The organism is Streptomyces sp. JW3, assembly GCF_052216785.1.
GTDB lineage: Bacteria > Actinomycetota > Actinomycetes > Streptomycetales > Streptomycetaceae > Streptomyces.
In genome coordinates this window covers 1-21,244 of record NZ_JBQOUX010000059.1, presented here as the reverse complement: position 1 = coordinate 21,244, position 21,244 = coordinate 1, and the positions used below count along the sequence as shown (strand labels likewise).

Below are 21,244 nucleotides of genomic sequence, written 5' to 3'. Positions count from 1 at the left end.
GACGGGAGATACTTCAGGTGCCGAGTAGTGCGGACCAGCGAGGAGGCGGCGACATGACAGGGCAGCCCGACAGGACACCGGACCGGCCCGACCCCGCCCCGGAGCGGGGCGTACTGGACGAGGCACTGGATCCGGCCCAGATCCGCTCGCTCAACTCCGCCCTGCGCAGGCTCTCCCAAGCCGATGGCGCGGACAAGGACCTCCAGGACGCGGCGAAGCGGCTGCTCTCCGGACGGCTGGCCCTGCGTGACGCCCTGGACGATCCCGCCATGGCCCGCGCCCTGGGCGGCGGAGGCATGGCGTCCCTGCGCGGGCGATGGGAGTCGCTCTCCGACGAGGAACGCGAGCGGATCCGGCACGGGGAGCCACCGGCGGACGGCAGCCCCGGCACGGCGACGCCCGGACCGGGGAAGCCGCAGCGGGACTTGGCCCAGCCGAGGAAGGGCACCCAGGGACGGCACAGCGGCGGATTCTCGCTGTACTGAGCGCGGAACCGCCACATCGCCGATCGCTAGAACAGCCCGTGCCACATCTGCTCGACGATCAACGACCACCAGGCGTCCGCGTCGCCCAGCGCGGACGGGTCCACGGCCGCCAACCGCTCCTGAAGCGCGGCGACTTCCGCCCCGGCCGCGACCGGATCCAGGCCCCGCATCCGCTGCCGCGCGACGGCGAGCAGGGCCAGGCAGCGGGCGAAGGCGGCGGCCGAGACATTCACGTACCGCGCCTCGGCGGTGACCGGGTCCACCGCCCAGACGGTGCCGTACCCGTCCGGTCGGCCGACACCCGGCGGGCACTGCACCGTGATCACCGCGACCCCGTCGAAGCCGACCCGGACCAGGTGCGCCAGCGCGCCGATCCGCTCCTCGCCGGCCGGGCTGCGCCGGGCGCGCAGGTTCGTGGCGACATCGGTGAACAGGCCGCCGGCCGGCGGCGCCTCGGGCCGGTCGGCCGTGAAGAAGAGCGGCAGATCGGCGGGCAGCCCGGCCGTGCTCAGCGTGGCCTTGGCGGCCCCCGGCAGCGGGGTGTCGGCGAGCGTCCCGACGTCGTAACGGCGTATGCCGTCCGTGCCGAAGACCTCGGCGAGGTGCCGTCCCAGAGCCGCGTCGTCCATCGGCTCGGCGGGCGGCACCCGGTCCGGGACCGGCAGCCGGTGCGGTCGGGGCGGTGGTTGCCGCCCGGCGATCCGGTGCATGGTCTCCACCTGCTCGACCAGGGCCGCGATGCCCGCGGCGCGGGTCTCGGGCCGTGCCCCGTACTCCTGCGAGCAGGAGAGCTGGGCGTTGCGGAAGGCATTGAGGAGTTCGGCCGGGTAGCCGCCGGGGAGCAGACCGGGACGCAGGTCGGTGTGGATCGCGAGGACGGCGTCGGCGGACACGTTCAGGCGCCGCAGCTCGCCCCAGGCCTGGTACTCGGCGGGGGGCAACCCGGGGCCGGACGTGCGGAAGAGGGTGGTCTCCTCGCCGGTGGCCGGGTCGGTGTACGTGAAGACCGCGGTGTTCCCGGGGCCGGTGACCGGGGGCACGCCTCCGGTCCGGGCGCCGTCCTGGTCCCCGTCTGTCCGGGCGCCGTCCTGGTCCCCGTCTGTCCGGGCGGTGCCCTGGTCCCCGTCCGTCCGGGCGCCGCCCGCACCGTCACCGCCGTGCTTGCGCCGGTACATCCGGACGACCTCGTCCACCGGCACCGACGGCCACACCGTCAGTTCCCCGGTACGCCGGTCCACCACCCCGCATGCGGCACCGATCTCGGCGGGCGGCCGTCGCTCACCGGTCTCCGGGTCGGTCTCGGACGTTGCGGGCGCGGCCCACACGACCCAGCCCAGATCGAACTCCCGTATCCGCACCTCGCGCCGGGGCCCGGCTGAGCCGTCCGGATTGAGCCACCGCTCGGCGATGGCGAGCGCCTGCTCCTGGCTGGTCACGAGAAGGCTCCTTCGAAGATATTCGGTCAAGGGGAGAGGAGAAGAGAGGGGGGAGGGGCGTGGAAGCGTATGCGGCTAAGAGGCTGTGGAAGCGTATGCGGCTAAGAGGCTAGCGTCGGCTCCGTCCGCAGGACGCGCGGGACCTTGACCCCGCGCTCGGTGGCGACCAGGAGGATGCCGTCGGGAACACATCGACGACGGTGAAGAGCGTGTCGGAGATCAGCGCGGCCACCACCTCCCCACTCACCCGGTCCCGGACGCGCAGACAGTCGGCGCCACGGCTCAGGCCCAGCGTAGTCTCGGCCCGCTCCCGCTCGGACGGCCGCCGGACCAGCCCGAGACCGAGCTCGGACCCCCGCTCCACCGAGGTCGTCCGGACGCACCAGCCCCTGCACCCGGACCGCCGATCCGGACTCCGGGCCCGAACCGTCGGCCGGCAGGCTGCCGACGGTTCGGGCACTGGCACTGGGCACCGGCCGACTCCACAGCGTCTGCCAGGGCAGGTCGAGGACGAGCCGGTGCACGGCCTCGGCGTACTCGGGCGGTCCGCCCGCCACGAAGGCGGTCTCCAGCAGAACGGCGCGCAGCACGGCGGGCAGCTCGGTACGAGTGAGCAGCGGAGCCGTCCGCAGGTAGGTATGGGCCGGCGCGCCGAGCGACTCTGTGGGTACGGCCGCCACGGCGGCGTGCGGCGGCACCGGATCGGCGTGCGCGAACAGGGCCGGGTCGGTGAGTTGCCCGTCGGGACCAGGACGTCCGGGGTACTCGACCACTCCGGTTGCCAGGTGCCAGGTGCCAGGGCAGGTGGCACCGCGTTGCGTGCCCGTCGGTGCGGGGACGAGGTGCGCAGCCGGCGCGGGCGCGGGAACACGGGCTCCAGACCGTGTCGTGCGTGAGCGGTGCGCTGGACTGCGTGGGAAAGCCGTGCCAGCCGTCGTCGAGAGAAGGTACGAACAGGTCATCCGACTCGATCTCAGGCCAGGCCGTCGGCCGCCCCGGCCGGAGCCGGGGCGGCCGGTGCCGTCAGTTGTCGCGGGCGCGGATCGTGCGGTACAGGGCGATGGCCTGTTCCGTCGGATAGTTCGGAACGGTCATGGTGTCACCGGTCGCCTTGGAGACGATGACCTTGGATCCGCCGGGCGGGGCGGGCGCGGCGGGGCGGTCGGGGCTGGGCTCGACGGGGCTGGGCGTGGGGTAGACGAGGTACCCGAGGTCGAACTCGTGCGCGCTCAGTTCCGCGGGTGAGCCGTCGGGTGCCTTCGGCTGGGCGAAACGGCTGCGCACGATCCGTACGGCATCCTCCGGGCTGGTGGGAGGGCCGGTTGGGGGCGGGGCGGGGATGTCAGAGGTCATGGAGTGCTCCTGGGGTGTCAGGTGGGGACTTCGTGGAGCCGTGCGCCTTCGGAGAGGTGCTTCGGCAGGTGCTTTCTATGCGACGGTGAGGGTGAATCCGGCCTGGACGGCCAGCCGGGCGAGGCAGGCCATCCCCAGTGCGGCCGGGGCCACCAGGCCGTCTGTGGCCACTGCGCGGTCCCCGCCGCAGGTCCGGAACTCCTTGGGTCATGTCACGGCTTCGGCCAGTTCGGTGTTGAACTTGTCCTGGTCTCAGCGCGGGCGAGCTGGGGCAGCGGGTCCGTCGGGGGACGCTTGGAGTGGAGGACGCCTTCGTGGGGTGCGTGGCGGGGCACTGAGGAATCGGTGCCCGCTGCCGCGGCGACCAGTCCGCCGCCGGGTGCGGGGAGTTCGCGCCAGTACGCCTGGAGGGCTGCCCAGCGGTGGATGTACTCGTCAAGCACTCCGGCGGCCTGCCTGAGCAGGGTGACGGGATACGAGCACGGTCCCGTCATGTGTTCTCCTCGCGGCAGATGCCGACGAGCCAGGAGGCGTTGCGCCAGGCGCCGGCGCGTCTAGCGAGGATCCGCTCGGCGAACCACGTCGGGAACTCATGTCGTGGAACCTGCAGCACGTGCTTTCTCCACTTCCGTCCTGAGGTCGAACCGCTTCGTCCTGTAGTCCTGGTGACGGCCGTCGGTCTTGGAAGGGTCTCCCTTGACGAGTATGTACTCCACTCGCGACGGGCTTGCCTCAGGGGTCACGGGGCCCGTGCCGCCTTCCGCTCCGCTCGGGCTGCGTCCGGCTCGGCATCGGTCGTCGCTGCGCGGGCGTTCCGGTGTGCACGCGTGTTCATCCCGTGCACACCCGTAGGGGAGCAGTCGCGGGTCCCCTGCCGAACTTCGGCCCGCCGCAGGCCGGACTGCTTCTGCGGCCCGGGGCGGGTTGCTGCCGGGCTCGGCGGTACGTCCGGGCCAGTACCGACGGCCACACCGTCAGCTTGCCGGTATGGCGGACCACGACCGGGCGCACGGCGCCGGTCTCGGGGGCCGCGCCCGGGCGTCGCGGGGGCGGCCGGGACGCCCCGGCCCAGCTCGGACTGCCGCGCCCGCACCTCGCGGTGTGCCCGTACCGAGCCTCGGGGGGGGAGCCAGCGGCCGGCGCGGGCGAACGCCTGCTCCTGGCCGGCCGGGGCGAGGCTCGCTCGGGACTGCGGGTGCTACTACGAGGCCGTCGCCGCCTCCACCGTACGGATGCGGAGGGCGTTCGCCCCCCGCTCCGTCGCGGCGACGAGCACCCCGTCGGGAGACAGGTCCGCGGAGACGAACGGGATGTCGGAGATCAGCACGGCCACGACCTCCTCACTCGCTCTGTCCCAGACGCGCAGATAGTCCGCACCGCGGCTCAGTCCCCAGGGAGAGGCGGCACGTTCCTCCTCGGTCGGGCGCAGGACCTGCCCGAGGTCCGCGTCGCCCGGATCGTCCTGGGGAAGCAGGCCGTGAACGAGGACCGTGGACCCGCTCGTCCCCTCAGCCTGCCGCGCACCGGGAGTCCCCGGCGGCACGACGAGCACCGCCACCCCGGTCGCGGCCAGCTGCGCACCGGGGATGCTGCCGAGTGTCACCTCACTGATGCCGGCGACAGGCAGGCTCCACAGGGTCTGCCACGGCAGTGCGAAGCGGCGGTGCAGGGCCTCGGCATACTCGCACAGCCCGTCCTCGACGAACGCCGTCTCCAACAGAGCGGCCCGCCAGGCCGCGGAGACCTCGTTGCGGATGAGCAGAGGAGCCACCCGCAGATAGGTGCGGGCCGGCGCGCCCAGCGCCTCAGCCGGAACGGACTCGATGGCGGCGCGCAGCGGTACCGGATCGGCGTAGACGAACAGCCCGGGGTCGGTGAGGAGTTGGGGCAGCAGGCCGGCTTCGAGAGTGTGACCGGCGATGTGGTCGCGTACGTACGGATCGGCCTTGCTCCAGTCCTGCTCCGGGACGGCCTCCAGCAGCGCCATCGCGATCCTGGTCTGAGCGGTGCGGATGTTCGGCAGGCCCGCCCGGATGGCGTCGCCGATGGCCGGGTGAAGGAGACGCAGCAGCGTACGCCGACCGCCTTCGGGGCCGTCGCGGTCCGTGTGCGGTGGCAAGGGCTGGATGAAGGGGGCGACGAGTGGTAGTCCGTCCGCGATGGCCTGGTCCATGTCCTGTTCGGCGACCGCGCTCGCCAGCCTCGCCCACAGGTGGGCGGGCATGCCGTCGGCCTCGGCGAGGGCGAGTGGGGCCAGCATCAGCCGCAGCGTCCGCGGGTCGGCGCCGAGCCGTGCGGCGTGCAGGTCGAGGGCTTCGGTGACGGAGGTCGGCAGCCGGCTCTCGTCAGCCGGGTCGAAGCCCTCCGGAGCGGTGAGGAGGCTCTGGACGGCAAGCTGCACCACCAGCGGGCTGGTGCCCGCACGGCGCGCTATGGCCGTGGACAAGGCGCGGCGAGCCTCCGGAACATCCGTGAACGGCAGGCCCAGGCCGGCGAAACGCGGGCTCAGCGCCGCCTCCGCATGCCGCGCAAGCCCTTCGGCGTCGGCCCACTGCGGCTCGTCGAGGTCCATGACGAGCGCCGTGCCCGCCGGCAGGCCCGCGGTCAGTTCCGGGACGAGACGCCGCGGCACTTCCACCACCAGCCGCAGTGTCTGAAGGGCGGCGAGCGGCTTCAGTACCTGGCGCACGAGCACTGAGGGTTCGTCGGTGTACCGGACCGGGCCCGCCTGGTCCACGTCCAGGACGACGAGTGCCCTCATGTCGCCGGTGGCCGCCAACTCCGCGTAGACGCCCTCGGCGCGATCCGCTGAGAGCTCGAAGTGATCGGCGAGCGCCCAGAGGAATTGCCGGGCTGTCAGTCCGCGCGCGTTCGCGGCGGCGGGCGGAGGCAACTCAGGGGGCACGCTTGACGGGTCGAGCTGATCGAGATCCAGTTCCTTGCGCGACTCCGGATCGCACAGCATCAGGAATCCGGTGAGCAAGCGGGAGCGACCACTGCCGGAATCTCCCGTCAGTACCACCACGCGCGGTGCCCCCGGCCATGCCGTACGCCAAGCGGCGAGTGCACGCAGGGCGTTGGCACGACCGCCTACATGGGGATGTGGAGCGTAGTCGTCCGGTGAATCGGTCATGGTTTCCGTCCTCCGCTGGCGCGGACGTGTGCGAAGGCTTTCGGCAGTCGGCTTCAGACGGGCAGGGCGCCCTTGAAGCGAGCATTGGGCACGTCGGGGTGGGTCGTGGCGAGCCAGCCGTGCCCGTGGGTGTCCTCCGCGAGCTGCGGACCGGGTTCGACCGAGAGGTTGTCGGCTGCTGTGGACGCGTACGGAACACCTTCGGCATACGTCTCGGCCTCGTCCTGGTCCGCGTTGTCCCGGTACCAGAGCTCGAAGGGCAGCGGCTCCCCTTCGAACTGCGGGTCGGCGTAACTGCCGAAGCTGCGTACCGTGTGACCGTCGCGGGCGACGTACCAGTTCTCGGAGGAGTTGTAGGGGTCAAGGACGTAGAAGTGGGCTTCACCGCATCGTTTGCTGAGTTCGGTGGCCAGCGCGAAGCCGTCGAGTTCGTCCAGGAAGGAGTTCCCCCACAGCATGCGCCAGTTGGTGATCTGCCCCTTCGCCCGCCAGTTCTCGAACTCCGGGGTGATGAAGACCCGGTAGGCCCGCTGGGGCCGGCCCCGGGAATCCTGGAAATCCACCGTGTCGGTGGCTCGGGTGGCGGCGGCCACGCCCATGACCGTGGTGGCCGGCCGAAGGTCGTGCAGGCCGAGAGCGGCTACGGCGTCGGCGAGTCGCTTCGCCGGGAAGGCCAGCCAGCGGCCCGCCTCCGCGGGAACCTCGACGGGGCGTTCGTCAAGGATCTTGACCCGCACGAGGCGTTCCAGGGCGTGTCGGTCGGCTTCGTCGAGCACGTCCGCGCCACCTATTTCGCCCAGGATCTCGAGAGCCGTGCCGCGCAATCGGCCAGGTCCCGCACGCCGGATCGTCCGGAGTCGCGGCAGCGCCTCTTCCCCCATGTGTTCGATGATGGACCTGATGTCACGTCCAGGGCCCCTCGGCCGTCGGTCGAGGGCGTGGGGCAGAAGCAGGTCGATGGCCTGAGGGCCGAGAGCGGCCAGCGCGTCTCTCGCGGTCCGGCGAACGGCCCGGTTGCTTGCTGAGAGGTCTTCGACGAGGGCGTCAATGGATTCCGGCATGAGGCATAGCCTAGTTCTGTCCCATCTGGTCCATGGGGGTGGTCGGCGGTGTTCCCCTGAGTTCTGTCCGGCTCAGGTGTGTCACTTCTTCAAGTCGGGAAGAATGGTGTCCCAAGTTTCCTTGAGTACACCGATATGTTGATCGAATTCTGCCGTTATGGCTTGCTCCTTCAGGGTTCTGTTCTCGGCGCGCTGCGCATCCAGTTCTTTGGTTATGGCGTCGATGAGTTTGGTGCCGGATGTTCCCTCTAGCCTGTTCAAAGCCTTGTCGAGCCGTTTCGCGTCGTCGCTGTAACGTGCACTCCATTTTTCTGTCATGTACTCCCTTATTTGGTCGTCTGACATCTCTCTGAGTGTTTTGAGCGTTTCTCTTTTTTCGGCAAGCATCTGCCTGCGGATCTGCACGCCTTCTGGGTCGTCCCGGTAGGTCGTGCTGTAATGAATCGGTATGCCTTCGAAGCGCTCGTCCATGAGGACGGTGGAGCACTTCATGTGTCCCTCGCCCTGCCCGCAGGGTTCACGTTCGGTATAGAGGCCCAAGGGTGTGTATTTCGTGCCGACCGGCCAAGGAAGTCACACAGGAGTACAGCCGTCCGCAAGAGTGTACGGAGTACCAGCCGTCGGCTTCAGAGCCCCCGCTGTCACGAATCTGTTGCAGCGGACCCCAGCGGTGGTCGGCGAGGGCCGGCGGTGGTCAGACGAAGTAGCTGACCAGCAGGCACACTCCAGCCCCTACGAGGCCCACCCCGAGCACGGCCGGCCGGACCGCGCCCGGCTGGACGCCTCCCACGCCGCCTCGTACGAGACGCGGCTCTGGCCGAGCGGGGCGTAACCCGTGGCCCGGCAGAAGACACCGAGCCCGGTGAGGACCCAGCCGCCGAAGAACCCGGCGAACCAACGCCAGGTCCGGCCCGTGCTGCTCTGCACATAGTCGGCGTCCGATACGCCGGACGCCGACGGCGGGTCGGTCTGCTGCACCGAAAACCTGGTGCCCGTCGCATACCGCGCTGAACACCAATTCGAGCTTCCGGACCCGTTTCTGGGTCTCCTCGACGAGTGTCTGCACGAGTACCCGTAGGAGTTCCCGCACATCAAGGACGCGGCCTGCGGGTACGCCAGGACGTGTCACATAGGCGGTCACGCCTGCCCGCCCCCCAGCTTCCGGATAGCGGATCCCGAGGCGATCGACGCAGGGTGCACGACCCCCGACTCGTGAACGGCCTCGTAAGCGATCTTCGGCACGGCAGTCGGAGTGTCGGACACCGCTGCGCATCGCGGAACTCCCCGCTGGCCGGGGCGGGCTCACCAGGTCAGGCCGCTCGGACGCCGTCGGTCTTCCGCGGCCCGACCCGGGTGACATACCTCAGCTCGAAGCCCGTGCTCAAGACCCCTACGCGCCCGCCGTGCCCCCATCGCCCGGCGCCGGCTCCAGGTCGAACTCGCCGTCCCGGGCCCCGAGTACGAACGCCGTCCACTCCGCCTCGGTGTACCGCAGCACCGTGTCCGGGTCGAGGGACGACCGCATCGCCACGGCACCCTCCGGCAGGTACGCGATCTCCACCCGCTCCTCGTGCTCCTCGGTACCCGGCGCGCTGTGCCACTCGACGCCGGAGATGTCGAGCGCGTACAGCTCGTCCCGCTCCCGCTCCTTGCGCGCCTTGACGTCCTCGGGCTGAGTCGCGGCCTGGTCCTGGTGTGCGTCGGTCATGTTTCTGGGCCTCTTTCCGCCGTGCGAATCAAGTGGGTGTCCAGATTACTTGCGCACCCGGCGGGCACGCTCCGAAACCGGTGCGTCACCGCACGATCACCACAGGTCCTGACGCGGACGCAAGGTCGAGTGCACCGTCGCCGGCGGCTCCACCTGACCGTCGTACTCGGAGGTGAGCTCCTTCCAGGCCGCGTCCTCGTCGCCCTCGTTCTGCTCGTGCCGGACGCCCATCTCGGTGAAGGCCAGCCCCATCCCCGCGATGCGCTCGGCCAGGCTGCCCATCGACTCGTACATGCCGTCGCGCAGACCCTCGTAGACGACGCCGAACTTCTCGCCTATGTCGTCGTCGCCCCACGGCGGCGTGGCGCCGTTGCCGCCTTCCAGGGCGGACAGGCCCTGCTGGAGGGTCTGCACCGCCTTGCTGAAGTCCTGGCCCACCGTGAACATGTTGTAGCCCTCGGTCTTGAGGACCGCGGGATCCGCCTGCAGGCCGTCGCTCGCCACAACTGCCCCCCGTAGCTCGACATTTCCACCGTCGGCATCACTGTAACGGGCGGGTACGACAACGGGGGCTGCGTCCGCCAGGACGCCGCCCCCGTCACCAGGAAACCCGGTCAGTCCGGTCAGTACCGCGCCGGCAGCCAGCCCGTCTGGACCAGCTGTCCGCTGCGCCGCCGCGTGTGGAAGGAGCCACGCCCCGGCGGCAGCTGCGTCGAGGTGATGTTGCCGAGCAGCGCGCCCTCGGACCGGTCACCGGAGAGCACCAGGCCCTGCGCGCCCAGCTCGCGCAGGCGCTGCATCACCGGCTCGTACAGCGACCGGCTGGCGCCGCCCGAGGCCCGCGCGACGATGACGCGCAGGCCGATGTCCCGGGCGAACGGCAGGTACTCCAGCAGCGGCGCCAGCGGGTTCATGCCGGTCGCCACCAGGTCGTAGTCGTCGATGATGACGAACGCGTCCGGGCTGTTGTACCAACTGCGGTTGCGCAGCTGCTCGGGCGTGATGTCCGGGCCCGGCATCCGGCGGCCCATCGACCCGGCCAGGCCCTCCAGCGTCTCCGTCAGGGAGGGCGCCGACGGGCAGTAGCGCGACAGGTGGGACTCGGGCACGCCCTGCATGTGGGCGCGCCGGTAGTCACCCAGGACGATCTTCGCCTGGTCCGGTGTGTAGCGCTCGGTGATCTGCTTGATCAGCAGCCGCAGCAGCGCCGACTTGCCGGACTCGCTCTCGCCGAACACGATGAAGTGCGGGTCCGTCTCGAAGTCGACGAAGACCGGCGACAGGGTGGATTCGTCGATGCCGATGGCCACTCCGCGGTCCGGGTGCTCGAAGCCCTTGGGCAGCCGGTCCGCCGACAGCATCGTCGGCAGCAGCCGGACCACCGGCGCGTGCGCGCCCTGCCAGTTGTCGTTGACGCCCCGGACGAGGATCGCCGTGGCCTCCGCCAGGTCCTCGGTGGCCGAGGAGCCGTCGACCCTGGGCAGCGCGGTCATGAAGTGCAGCTTGTCCGGGGTCAGACCGCGGCCCGGCACGGTGGCCGGCACGTTCTGCGCGACCTTGCGGTCGATCTCCGACTCGGTCGGGTCACCGAGCCGCAGTTCGATGCGGTTCTGCAGCATGTCCTTGAGCGCCGGCCGTACCTCGGTGTACCGGCTCGCGGTCAGGATCACGTGCACGCCGAAGCCGAGACCGCGGGTGGCGATGTCGGTGACGGTCGACTCCAGCAGCTCGTAGTCCGTCTTGAAGGTGGCCCAGCCGTCGATGACCAGGAAGACGTCGCCCCAGGGCTGGTCGGGCAACTGCCCCGCGGCCCGGCGCTGCCGGTAGGTCTGGACGGAGTCGACGTTGTGCGCCCGGAAGTACTCCTCGCGGGTGTCGAGGATGCCGGAGACCTCGCTGACCGTACGGCGCACCTTCTCGGCGTCGAGCCGGTTGGCGACCCCGCCGACGTGCGCCAGCTCCTCCATCGAGATCAGCGAGCCGCCACCGAAGTCCAGGCAGTAGAACTGCGCTTCGGACGGCGTGTGGGTGAGCGCGAACGACGAGATGAGCGTGCGCAGCAGCGTCGACTTGCCGGACCGCGGACCACCGACGAACAGACCGTGGCCGGCGCCCGCCGAGAAGTCCCGGTACAGCACGTCACGCCGCTGCTCGAACGGCTTGTCCACCATGCCGACCGGCACGGTGAGCCGGCCGAGCGCCGTGTACTCCGGCGCGGTCAGGCCACGCTCCGGAGTGACCGCGAGCTGGGGGAGGAGCTGCTCCAGCGAGGGCGCCTCCTCCAGCGGCGGCAGCCACACCTGGTGGGCCGGCGGCCCCTGGTTGACCATCTTGCCCACGATGACGTCCAGGACGGTGTCGGCGAGCGCGTCGTCCACCCGGTGGTCGGCCTCCGGCTCCTCCACCACCGGCTGCGGCGGCAGCGCCACCTGCTCCGCCGTGAACAGCGCGGGCCGCAACTGCGTGGAGCGGTGCACCCGGGAGGGGCCCTCGCCGTGGTACGCGCCCGACACGTACGCCGCCTTGAAGCGGACCATGGTGTCGGTGTCGTAGCGCAGGTAGCCCGAACCCGGGATCGACGGCAGATGGTAGGCGTCGGGGACACCGATCGCCGTGCGCGACTCGGCGGCCGAGAAGGTGCGCAGACCGATCCGGTACGACAGATAGGTGTCCAGGCCGCGCAGCTTGCCCTCCTCCAGGCGCTGCGAGGCGAGCAGCAGGTGCACACCCAGGGAGCGGCCGATGCGGCCGATCTGGATGAACATGTCGATGAAGTCCGGCTTGGCCGTGAGCAGTTCGGAGAACTCGTCGAGCACGATCACCAGCGAGGCCATCGGCTCAAGGGCGGCACCCGCGGCCCGGGCCTTCTCGTAGTCGTGCAGGTTGGCGTAGTTGCCCGCGGTGCGCAGCAGTTCCTGGCGGCGCTGCATCTCACCCGTGATCGCGTCCCGCATCCGGTCCACGAGGGTGAGGTCGTCGGCGAGGTTGGTGATCACGGCCGCGGTGTGCGGCATGTCCGCCATGCCGGCGAAGGTCGCGCCGCCCTTGAAGTCCGCCAGGATGAAGTTCAGCGTCTCCGAGGAGTGCGTGACCGCCAGACCGAGCACCAGGGTGCGCAGCAGCTCCGACTTGCCGGAACCGGTCGCGCCGACGCACAGGCCGTGCGGGCCCATGCCCTCCTGCGAGGCCTCCTTCAGGTCGAGCATGACCGGCTCGCCGTTCTCCCCGACGCCGATCGGCACCCGCAGCCGCTCGTGCAGGGTGCGCGGCCGCCAGGTGCGCGACACGTCGACCGCGCCCGCGTCACCGATCCCCATCAGGTCGGTGAAGTCCAGGTTGGACAGCAGCGGCTCGCCGTCCTCCGCGGAGCCCACCCGGAACGGGGCGAGCTGCCGGGCCAGGGACTCGGCCTGCGCCTGGTTCAGCACATCGGGCTTGCCGGTGTACGCGGACTCGTGGCCGACGAACAACTGCATGCGGTCCGGCTTCACATACGCCGTCAGCCCCGCGCGCAGCTCCTCCTCCAGCTCACCGGGGGCGAGTTCGAGGAAGGTGACGCCCTGGAGCCCCTCGGCGCTGGCGAGTTCGGAGTCCGGCGGCACGGTGCCGCCGTCCAGCACCACGATCAGGTGCGGCTGGTCGTACAGCGGGTTGGTGTCCCGGTTCCAGCGCGGCCGGTCGTCCAGCTGGTCGGCCAGCGCCTCCTCCAGCTCCCCGAGGTCGTCGAAGAGCAGCCGGGCCGAGCCCGCGCCGTCCTTGGCCTTCGGGTGCTGGCCGTGCGGCAGCCACTTGAACCAGTCCCACTCCGCCGCGGTGGACGGATGCGCCACCACGGCGACCATCAGGTCCTCCGGGGAGTGCAGCGTGACCAGCTGGGCCAGCGTCGCCCGGGCGTTGCCGTAGACCGTGTCCCGCTCGCCGCTGATCGTCACGTGGTAGAAGGCCCGCAGCGAGACGGACAGCGGCAGGTCGGACAGGCTGCCGTGGGCGTCGAGGAACGCCTTCATGGCCGCCGCGGTCAGCGGCTCCAGCTCGTCCTTCGGCGCCGTCACCGGAGCGACCAGCGGTGTGTTCAGCTGCTGGATGCCGCGCCCCATCCGTACCGACGCGAAGTCCGCGTCGCTCGGCCGCCGCTCCCACAGCCGCTTGCCGTCGGCCGCCACCGCCCACAGGTGGTCCGGCTCGGGGTGCTGGAAGAGCTGACTGCGGCGCTGGAGCTCCGCCGTCTTGTTGACGTCCTTGCGGACCTGCTCGAGATAACGGAAGTAGTCCCGCCGGTCCTGCGCCATCCCCGCCCCGCCGCCCTGCCGGGACTTGGCGAACTGCGCGATGGCCATGGCCAGCGTCGAGGCCAGCATCAGCCCGCCGACCACCCGCATGTACGAGGGCAGGTTGGGCATGAAGAAGAAACCGACGGAACCCAGCATGCCCATCATGGGCAGCAGGTTCATCAGCATGCTCTCGTCGCCCTCACGAGGGATCTCGGGGGGCGTCTCCAGATTGACCTCGCCGTCCGGTACGACCGGGGGCGGTATCCGCGGCGGCCGCTTGATGATGACGACGCTCACCGATGCACTCATCCTTCGTGGTTGATACGTCCTGCACCGACGCCCCCGTGTGCGCGACGTGTTCCCGTTCGCTTAGGCGTCGTCCGCGTAGGGGGACGATCCTACTGATGCGTCCGGTGCGCAAAAGAGCCAGGAGGATGGAGATGCCGAGGGGGGAAGGGGAGAATTGAGGGAGGCAGCCCCGTCCCCTTGTGCCGGGGCGGATAGGGTGGCGCTCCGCGTCGTACGAGCGGCGTCACGCAGTCGTGTCCAGCAGTTGTGTCTAGCAGGGGGAACACCAGGTGAGCACGGGGACTTCGACAGGTTTCTGCCGAATCACCATCGCAGCGCCGGACAGTCGGATCGACGTCGCGCTGCCGGAGGACCTGCCGATCCAGGACCTCTTCCCTGAGATCATCAGGCTCTCGGGACTGGTCCAGTCGGACACCAGCCCCGCCGGCTACCACCTGGTGACCCGCGAGGGCCAGGTCCTCGACGCCAGCCGCTCGCTGCTCGAGCACCGGGTCAGGGACGGCGAGGTGCTGCTGCTGCGCACCTTCGCCGACTCGCTGCCGCCGGCCGTCCACGACGACGTGGTGGACGCCATCGCCGCCGCGGTCAAGCAGGACGTCCGCAGCTGGAACGACAACCTGATGCGGGTGGCCGGCCTGGTCTCCGGCGCGCTGCTGCTGATCATGCTGGGCTTCGTCTTCTGGTTCGCCGATCCGCTCCGGCACGACATGCACGGCCTCCAGGGCATCCTGGCCGGCGTGGCCGCGCTCGCCCTGACCGCCCTGGCCGGCGTCCGGGCCCGGGTCTACGACGACCGCGCCTCCGCCGTCGCGCTCGGCGTCTCGGCCCTGCCGCACGCGCTCATCGCGGGCTCCGGCATCATCGCCCAGGACGCCGGCGAAGGCCCCGGCCGGATCCAGTTCCTGGTCGGCTGCGTCGCCGTACTGCTGTGCTCCGTCGTACTGATCATGCTGCTGCCGCAGGGCGACGCCCCGTTCGTGGCCGCCGCGCTGGCCGCCGCCATCGGCACGCTCGCCGTGTTCTGCGGCATCCTCACCGAGGCCGAGCCGCGCGAGATCGCGGCCGGCACCTCGGTCGTCGCGCTGGCGGTGGTCGGCTTCCTGCCCGGCTGGTCGGCCCGGTTCGCCCGGCTGCCGATCGGCTTCCGCAACCCCGAGGACCTGGCCCGGGCCCGCCGCGAGGGCCGCGAGGGCGACCTCGAGGCCGTCGACGTCCAGCGCATCGTCGCCCAGACCAGCCGGGGGCACGAACTGCTGCTCGGCCTGGTCGGCGGCTGCGCCGCGGTCATCGTCGGCGCCGGCGGCGCGGTGCTCGGCTTCAGCGACAACGGCTGGGCCCAGCTGCTCGCCCTGTGCACCGGCCTCGCCGCCATGCTGCGGGCCCGGCTGTTCCGCTACACCGCGCAGGTCACCTGCCTCTTCGTGGCCGGCGTCGTCACGCTCGCGCTGCTGGTCCTCGGCCTCGCCATCTCGCCGCCGACCGACATCATCGTCGAACTGCTCAAGGGCAACTCCGGCCCGGTCGACGTACGCACCCTGTGGCTCGGCGCCTCGGTCGCGGCCGGCGTGCTGCTCCTGATCGCCATCGCCCTGATCGTGCCGAAGAAGGGCCTGTCCCCGTTCTGGGGCCGCATGCTGGACCTCGCGGACTCGCTGGTGCTGCTGTCCCTGGTCCCGATCTGCCTGGCCGTCCTCGATGTCTACGGCAAGGTCCGCGGCGGCGTCTGAGGCCCGCGAGCGGGCTGGTACTCTGGCTGACGGCCGTTTGTGTACGCACCCCCGGACCCACCCCAGGTACCCACCAGGTGACCGGAGGCCGCGCCCAGCGGATTCCCGCCTTCCGAGTTCACGGAAGTTCCCCCGAGAAGCAGACCGGGGGCGCTCGAAGGCTCACGAAGACCTTGAAGGAGCACGCGTGTCTCTCGACGCCGCAGTGAAGAAGCAGATCATCGGCGAGTTCGGTACCAAGGAGGGCGACACCGGCTCCCCCGAGGTCCAGGTGGCCCTGCTGTCCCGTCGGATCTCCGACCTGACCGAGCACCTGAAGACCCACAAGCACGACCACCACTCCCGTCGTGGTCTGCTGATCCTGGTCGGTCAGCGTCGCCGCCTGCTGCAGTACCTCGCCAAGAAGGACATCCAGCGCTTCCGCGCGCTGGTCGACCGCCTCGGCATCCGCCGCGGTGCGGCGGGCGCCAAGTAAGACGCCGTGAGGGGAGCGGTTCCCATCCTTGGGGAGCCGCTCCCTTTGCTGTACGTGCGCGCTGTCACTCCCGCTTTGTAGTGTGGTAGCAGCACGATGAACGAGGAGGGGCGTCACCGCGCCGCCGCCGGTCCTCGGTAGTGGCCCTCGGAAAAGGAACGCCGGGGGCTTCGATCGAAGACCGGCCCGCACCGGACGCTTCTCCACCACGTCCCCCCGCCACACGGGCTGGGCGGGACGAAAGACGACACGCAACTGAACGCAATGGAGAAGACCATAGTGGAGAACGAGACCCACTACGCCGAGGCCGTCATCGACAACGGCCCCTTCGGCACCCGCACCATCCGCTTCGAGACGGGCCGCCTGGCCAAGCAGGCCGCCGGCTCCGCCGTCGCGTACCTGGACGACGACACCATGGTGCTGTCGGCCACCACCGCCTCGAAGAACCCCAAGGACCAGCTCGACTTCTTCCCCCTCACGGTGGACGTCGAGGAGCGGATGTACGCCGCCGGCAAGATCCCCGGCAGCTTCTTCCGACGCGAGGGCCGCCCCTCCGAGGACGCCATCCTCACCTGCCGGCTGATCGACCGCCCGCTGCGCCCGTCCTTCAAGAAGGGCCTGCGCAACGAGATCCAGGTCGTCTGCACGGTCATGGCCCTCAACCCCGACCACCTGTACGACGTCGTCGCGATCAACGCCGCGTCCGCGTCCACCCAGCTGGCCGGCCTGCCCTTCTCCGGCCCGATCGGCGGCGTCCGCGTCGCGCTGATCCGCGGCCAGTGGGTGGCGTTCCCGACCCACACCGAGCTCGAGGACGCCGTCTTCGACATGGTCGTCGCGGGCCGCACCCTGGAGGACGGCGACGTCGCGATCATGATGGTCGAGGCCGAGGCCACCGAGAAGACCATCAAGCTGGTCGAGGGCGGCGCCGAGGCGCCCACCGAGGAGGTCGTCGCCGCCGGTCTGGAGGCCGCGAAGCCCTTCATCAAGGTGCTCTGCCGCGCCCAGGCCGACCTGGCCGCCAAGGCCGCCAAGCCGACCGGCGAGTTCCCGATCTTCCTGGACTACCAGGACGACGTGCTGGAGGCGCTCACCGCCGCCGTCCGCGCCGAGCTGGCCCAGGCGCTCACCATCGCCGGCAAGCAGGAGCGCGAGGCCGAGCTGGACCGCGTCAAGGGGCTCGCCGCCGAGAAGCTGCTGCCGCAGTTCGAGGGCCGCGAGAAGGAGATCTCCGCCGCGTACCGAGCGCTGACCAAGACCCTGGTCCGCGAGCGCGTGATCAAGGAGAAGAAGCGCATCGACGGCCGCGGCGTCACGGACATCCGTACGCTCGCCGCCGAGGTCGAGGCCATCCCGCGGGTGCACGGCTCCGCGGTGTTCGAGCGCGGCGAGACCCAGATCCTGGGCGTCACCACGCTGAACATGCTCCGCATGGAGCAGCAGCTGGACACCCTCTCCCCGGTGACCCGCAAGCGCTACATGCACAACTACAACTTCCCGCCGTACTCCACCGGCGAGACCGGCCGCGTCGGCTCCCCCAAGCGCCGCGAGATCGGCCACGGCGCCCTCGCCGAGCGCGCCCTGGTGCCGGTGCTGCCGGCCCGCGAGGACTTCCCCTACGCGATCCGCCAGGTCTCCGAGGCGCTCAGCTCGAACGGCTCGACGTCCATGGGCTCGGTCTGCGCCTCCACCATGTCGCTGCTGAACGCCGGTGTGCCGCTGAAGGCCCCCGTCGCCGGTATCGCCATGGGCCTGATCTCCCAGGAGATCGAGGGCGAGACGCACTACGTCACCCTCACCGACATCCTCGGTGCGGAGGACGCCTTCGGCGACATGGACTTCAAGGTCGCCGGCACCAAGCAGTTCGTCACCGCCCTCCAGCTCGACACCAAGCTGGACGGCATCCCGGCCTCCGTCCTGGGCGCCGCCCTCAAGCAGGCCCGGGACGCCCGCCTCCACATCCTCGACGTGATGATGGAAGCGATCGACACGCCGGACGAGATGTCCCCGAACGCCCCGCGGATCATCACCGTCAAGATCCCGGTGGACAAGATCGGTGAGGTCATCGGCCCGAAGGGCAAGATGATCAACCAGATCCAGGAGGACACCGGCGCCGAGATCACCATCGAGGACGACGGCACCATCTACATCGGTGCCGCCGACGGCCCCTCCGCCGAGGCCGCCCGTACGACGATCAACAGCATCGCCAACCCGACGATGCCCGAGGTCGGCGAGCGCTACCTGGGTACGGTCGTGAAGACGACGACGTTCGGCGCCTTCGTCTCCCTGCTGCCCGGCAAGGACGGTCTGCTGCACATCTCGCAGATCCGCAAGCTGGCCGGCGGCAAGCGCGTGGAGAACGTCGAGGACGTGCTCGGCGTGGGCGCCAAGGTCCAGGTCGAGATCGCCGAGATCGACTCCCGCGGCAAGCTCTCCCTGATCCCCGTGGTCGAGGGAGAGGGCTCCTCGGACGACGAGAAGAAGGACGACGCCGACCAGTGACGTCCCGTAGCTCGAAGGCGACGGCCCGCACCTCCTCGGAGGCGCGGGCCGTCGCCCGTACCCAAACCCTGATCAAGGGCGAGAACGGCATCGGCACCGTGCGCCGCACCACCCTCCCCGGCGGCCTGCGCATCGTCACCGAAACGCTGCCCTCCGTCCGCTCCGCGACCTTCGGCATCTGGGCGCACGTCGGCTCCCGCGACGAGACCCCGTCCCTGAACGGCGCCACCCACTACCTGGAGCACCTGCTCTTCAAGGGCACCGACCGCAGATCCGCCCTGGACATCTCCGCGGCGCTGGACGCGGTCGGCGGCGAGATGAACGCGTTCACGGCGAAGGAGTACACGTGCTACTACGCGCGTGTCCTCGACAGCGACCTGCCGCTCGCCATCGACGTGGTCTGCGACATGCTCACCGGCTCGCTCATCCGCGAAGCGGACGTGGACGTCGAGCGCGGCGCCATCCTCGAAGAGATCGCGATGACCGAGGACGACCCGGGCGACTGCGTGCACGACCTGTTCGCGCACACCATGTTCGGCGACAACGCGCTGGGCCGCCCGGTCCTCGGCACCGTCGACACGGTCAACGCCCTGACCGCCGACCGCATCCGGCGCTTCTACAAGAAGCACTACGACCCCACCCACCTGGTGGTCGCCTGCGCCGGCAACGTCGACCACAACAAGGTGGTCCGCCAGGTCCGCGCCGCCTTCGAGAAGGCCGGCGCCCTCAAGGACCCGGCCGCCCTGCCGATCGCCCCGCGCGAGGGCCGCCGCGCCCTGCGCACCGCCGGCCGCGTCGAGCTGATCGGCCGCAGGACCGAGCAGGCGCACGTCGTCCTCGGCATGCCGGGCCTGGCCCGCACCGACGAGCGCCGCTGGGCGCTCGGCGTGCTGAACACCGCGCTCGGCGGCGGCATGTCCTCCCGCCTCTTCCAGGAGGTCCGGGAGAAGCGCGGCCTGGCCTACAGCGTGTACTCGTACACCTCGGGCTTCGCCGACTGCGGCCTGTTCGGCGTCTACGCGGGCTGCCGGCCCTCCCAGGTACACGACGTGCTGAAGATCTGCCGGGACGAACTCGACCAGGTCGCCGAGCACGGCCTGCCCGACGAGGAGATCGACCGCGCCATCGGCCAGCTCCGCGGCTCCACGGTGCTCGGCCTGGAGGACACCGGCGCGCTGATGAACCGTATCGGCAAGAGCGAGCTGTGCTGGGGCGAGCAGCTGTCGGTCGACGACATGCTGGCCCGGATAGCCTCGGTCACCCCGGACGACGTCCGCGAGGTCGCCCGCGACATCCTGGGACGGCGGCCCTCGCTGTCGGTCATCGGCCCGCTGAAGGACAAGCAGGCGGCCCGGCTGCACGACGCCGTCGCCTGAACCCACCGGTTAAGGAACTGAACAGATGAGCAAGCTGCGCGTGGCCGTCCTCGGTGCCAAGGGCCGGATCGGCGCCGAGGCGGTACGGGCCGTCGAGGCCGCCGAGGACATGGAGCTGGTGGCCGCCCTCGGCCGCGGCGACTCCCTGGAGACGCTGGCCGAAAACGGCGCCCAGGTCGCCGTCGAGCTGACCACGCCCGCCTCGGTCATGGACAACCTCGACTACTGCGTCGGCCACGGCATCCACGCCGTCGTCGGCACCACCGGCTGGACCGACGAGCGCCTCGCGCGGCTCACCGGCCGGCTGGAGCGGTCCCCGAGGACGGGCGTGCTCATCGCGCCCAACTTCTCCATCGGCGCCGTCCTCACCATGAAGTTCGCGCAGCTCGCCGCCCCGTACTTCGAGTCCGTCGAGGTCGTCGAGCTGCACCACCCGAACAAGGTGGACGCCCCCAGCGGCACCGCCACCCGCACCGCACAGCTCATCGCCGAGGCCCGGCGGAAGGCAGGCACCCCCGCGGCGCCCGACGCCACCGCCACCGCCCTCGACGGCGCCCGCGGCGCGGACGTGGACGGCGTCCCCGTGCACGCGGTCCGGCTGCGCGGGCTCCTCGCCCACCAGGAGGTCCTGCTGGGCGGCGAGGGCGAGACCCTCACCGTCCGGCACGACTCCCTGCACCACAGCAGCTTCATGCCGGGCATCCTGCTCGGCGCCCGCCGCGTGGTGACCACCCCGGGCCTCACCTTCGGCCTGGAACACTTCCTGGACCTGAACTGACACCTGAACCGAGACCGGAACCGAGACCCGAACCGGCACCGGACCCGGCACCGGACCCGGCACCGGACCCGGCACCGGACCCGGCACCGGACCCGACATCAGAACCGAGCCCCTGACCTCATGCGCGCCAAGATCACCTACGCCGTCACGGCCCTCGTCCTGGTCTTCTACTTCGTCCTGGCCGGCAGCCGCGGCGTGCTGCTCATCGAGGCCGGCACCCCCGTCACCGTCGCCCTGGGCGTCGCCGTGCTGGTCCTGCCGGTGATCGGGGTGTGGTTCCTGTGGCAGAACACCCAGTTCGTCCGCAAGGCCAACCGGCTCGCCGCCGAACTCGACGCCGAGGGCGCCCTGCCCGTGGACGAGCTGCGGCGCACCCCGAGCGGCCGCATCGACCGCGACTCGGCCGACGAGGTCTTCGCCCGCCGCAAGGCCGAGACCGAGGACGCCCCCGACGACTGGCGCAGCTGGTTCCGCCTCGCCGTCGCCTACCAGGACGCCCGGGACACCCCGCGCGCCCGCAAGGCGATGCAGCGCGCGATCAGCCTGCACGAGGGCGCGTCCCGGCCGGGCACCGAGACGGCCTGACCCCCGCCCCCGACACGCCGGTGGCCCGGTTCCCGTACCCACGGG

The 21,244-nt window shown here is 70.8% G+C and carries 17 protein-coding genes; 7 read left to right on the top strand and 10 right to left on the bottom strand.

The features are described 5' to 3' along the window. Positions 1–53: 53 nt before the first annotated feature. Positions 54–485: a hypothetical protein gene (locus ACTT8P_RS23045; protein ID WP_442833600.1), complete on the top strand. Its 432-nt coding sequence runs from the start codon at positions 54–56 to the stop codon at positions 483–485. A gap of 26 nt (positions 486–511) precedes the next feature. Here ACTT8P_RS23045 and ACTT8P_RS23040 read toward each other — a convergent pair whose 3' ends face one another. The 10 genes from ACTT8P_RS23040 to eccCa form a co-directional block, all read right to left on the bottom strand. Continuing rightward, positions 512–1,921 carry an SUKH-4 family immunity protein gene (locus tag ACTT8P_RS23040; protein ID WP_442833599.1) on the bottom strand — a complete coding sequence of 470 codons (1,410 nt, stop codon included), beginning with the start codon at positions 1,919–1,921 and terminating at the stop codon, positions 512–514. A 1,023-nt stretch (positions 1,922–2,944) separates the two neighbouring features. Further along, the gene (locus tag ACTT8P_RS23035) at positions 2,945–3,274 is read right to left on the bottom strand and encodes a hypothetical protein (protein ID WP_442833598.1); all 330 of its coding nucleotides are present in this window, start codon (positions 3,272–3,274) and stop codon (positions 2,945–2,947) included. A 212-nt stretch (positions 3,275–3,486) separates the two neighbouring features. Continuing rightward, complete coding sequence (locus ACTT8P_RS23030) at positions 3,487–3,768, bottom strand: hypothetical protein (RefSeq protein WP_442833597.1); 282 nt, start codon at positions 3,766–3,768, stop codon at positions 3,487–3,489. 707 nt (positions 3,769–4,475) lie between these two features. Continuing rightward, the gene (locus tag ACTT8P_RS23025) at positions 4,476–6,257 is read right to left on the bottom strand and encodes an ATP-binding protein (protein WP_442833596.1); all 1,782 of its coding nucleotides are present in this window, start codon (positions 6,255–6,257) and stop codon (positions 4,476–4,478) included. A gap of 203 nt (positions 6,258–6,460) precedes the next feature. Then, positions 6,461–7,183: a hypothetical protein gene (locus ACTT8P_RS23020; protein ID WP_442833595.1), complete on the bottom strand. Its 723-nt coding sequence runs from the start codon at positions 7,181–7,183 to the stop codon at positions 6,461–6,463. Positions 7,184–7,549: 366 nt separating this feature from the next. After that, entirely contained in the window at positions 7,550–7,939 is a 390-nt protein-coding gene (locus tag ACTT8P_RS23015; RefSeq protein ID WP_442833594.1) for a hypothetical protein, read from the bottom strand. A 261-nt stretch (positions 7,940–8,200) separates the two neighbouring features. Continuing rightward, positions 8,201–8,446: a hypothetical protein gene (locus ACTT8P_RS23010; RefSeq protein WP_442833593.1), complete on the bottom strand. Its 246-nt coding sequence runs from the start codon at positions 8,444–8,446 to the stop codon at positions 8,201–8,203. A 412-nt stretch (positions 8,447–8,858) separates the two neighbouring features. Beyond that, positions 8,859–9,176 (bottom strand): DUF397 domain-containing protein, encoded by a 318-nt coding sequence (locus ACTT8P_RS23005; RefSeq protein WP_442833592.1) that lies wholly within the window; start codon positions 9,174–9,176, stop codon positions 8,859–8,861. Positions 9,177–9,272: 96 nt separating this feature from the next. Continuing rightward, on the bottom strand, positions 9,273–9,680 hold the full coding sequence (locus tag ACTT8P_RS23000) for a hypothetical protein (RefSeq protein WP_442833591.1): 408 nt from the start codon (positions 9,678–9,680) through the stop codon (positions 9,273–9,275). Positions 9,681–9,799: 119 nt separating this feature from the next. Then, positions 9,800–13,744 carry a type VII secretion protein EccCa gene (gene eccCa / locus ACTT8P_RS22995; protein WP_442833590.1) on the bottom strand — a complete coding sequence of 1,315 codons (3,945 nt, stop codon included), beginning with the start codon at positions 13,742–13,744 and terminating at the stop codon, positions 9,800–9,802. A 281-nt stretch (positions 13,745–14,025) separates the two neighbouring features. Between eccCa and eccD the strand changes: the two genes are divergently transcribed. The 6 genes from eccD (at position 14,026) to ACTT8P_RS22965 (ending at position 21,199) form a co-directional block, all read left to right on the top strand. Continuing rightward, positions 14,026–15,483 (top strand): type VII secretion integral membrane protein EccD, encoded by a 1,458-nt coding sequence (eccD, locus tag ACTT8P_RS22990; protein WP_442833589.1) that lies wholly within the window; start codon positions 14,026–14,028, stop codon positions 15,481–15,483. A gap of 187 nt (positions 15,484–15,670) precedes the next feature. Continuing rightward, a complete protein-coding gene (gene rpsO, locus ACTT8P_RS22985) occupies positions 15,671–15,958 on the top strand; it encodes a 30S ribosomal protein S15 (RefSeq protein WP_361163414.1) in 288 nt (95 codons plus the stop codon). 279 nt (positions 15,959–16,237) lie between these two features. Next, positions 16,238–18,460, top strand: a complete 2,223-nt coding sequence (locus ACTT8P_RS22980; RefSeq protein WP_442833628.1) for a polyribonucleotide nucleotidyltransferase — start codon at positions 16,238–16,240, stop codon at positions 18,458–18,460. Next, positions 18,457–19,836, top strand: a complete 1,380-nt coding sequence (locus tag ACTT8P_RS22975; RefSeq protein ID WP_442833588.1) for a M16 family metallopeptidase — start codon at positions 18,457–18,459, stop codon at positions 19,834–19,836. The genes ACTT8P_RS22980 and ACTT8P_RS22975 overlap by 4 nt, the downstream gene beginning before the upstream one ends. Positions 19,837–19,861: 25 nt before the next feature. Further along, complete coding sequence (gene dapB / locus ACTT8P_RS22970) at positions 19,862–20,614, top strand: 4-hydroxy-tetrahydrodipicolinate reductase (RefSeq protein ID WP_442833587.1); 753 nt, start codon at positions 19,862–19,864, stop codon at positions 20,612–20,614. Between the two features lie 120 nt (positions 20,615–20,734). Then, on the top strand, positions 20,735–21,199 hold the full coding sequence (locus ACTT8P_RS22965) for a hypothetical protein (protein WP_442833586.1): 465 nt from the start codon (positions 20,735–20,737) through the stop codon (positions 21,197–21,199). The last annotated feature ends 45 nt before the right edge of the window (positions 21,200–21,244 follow it).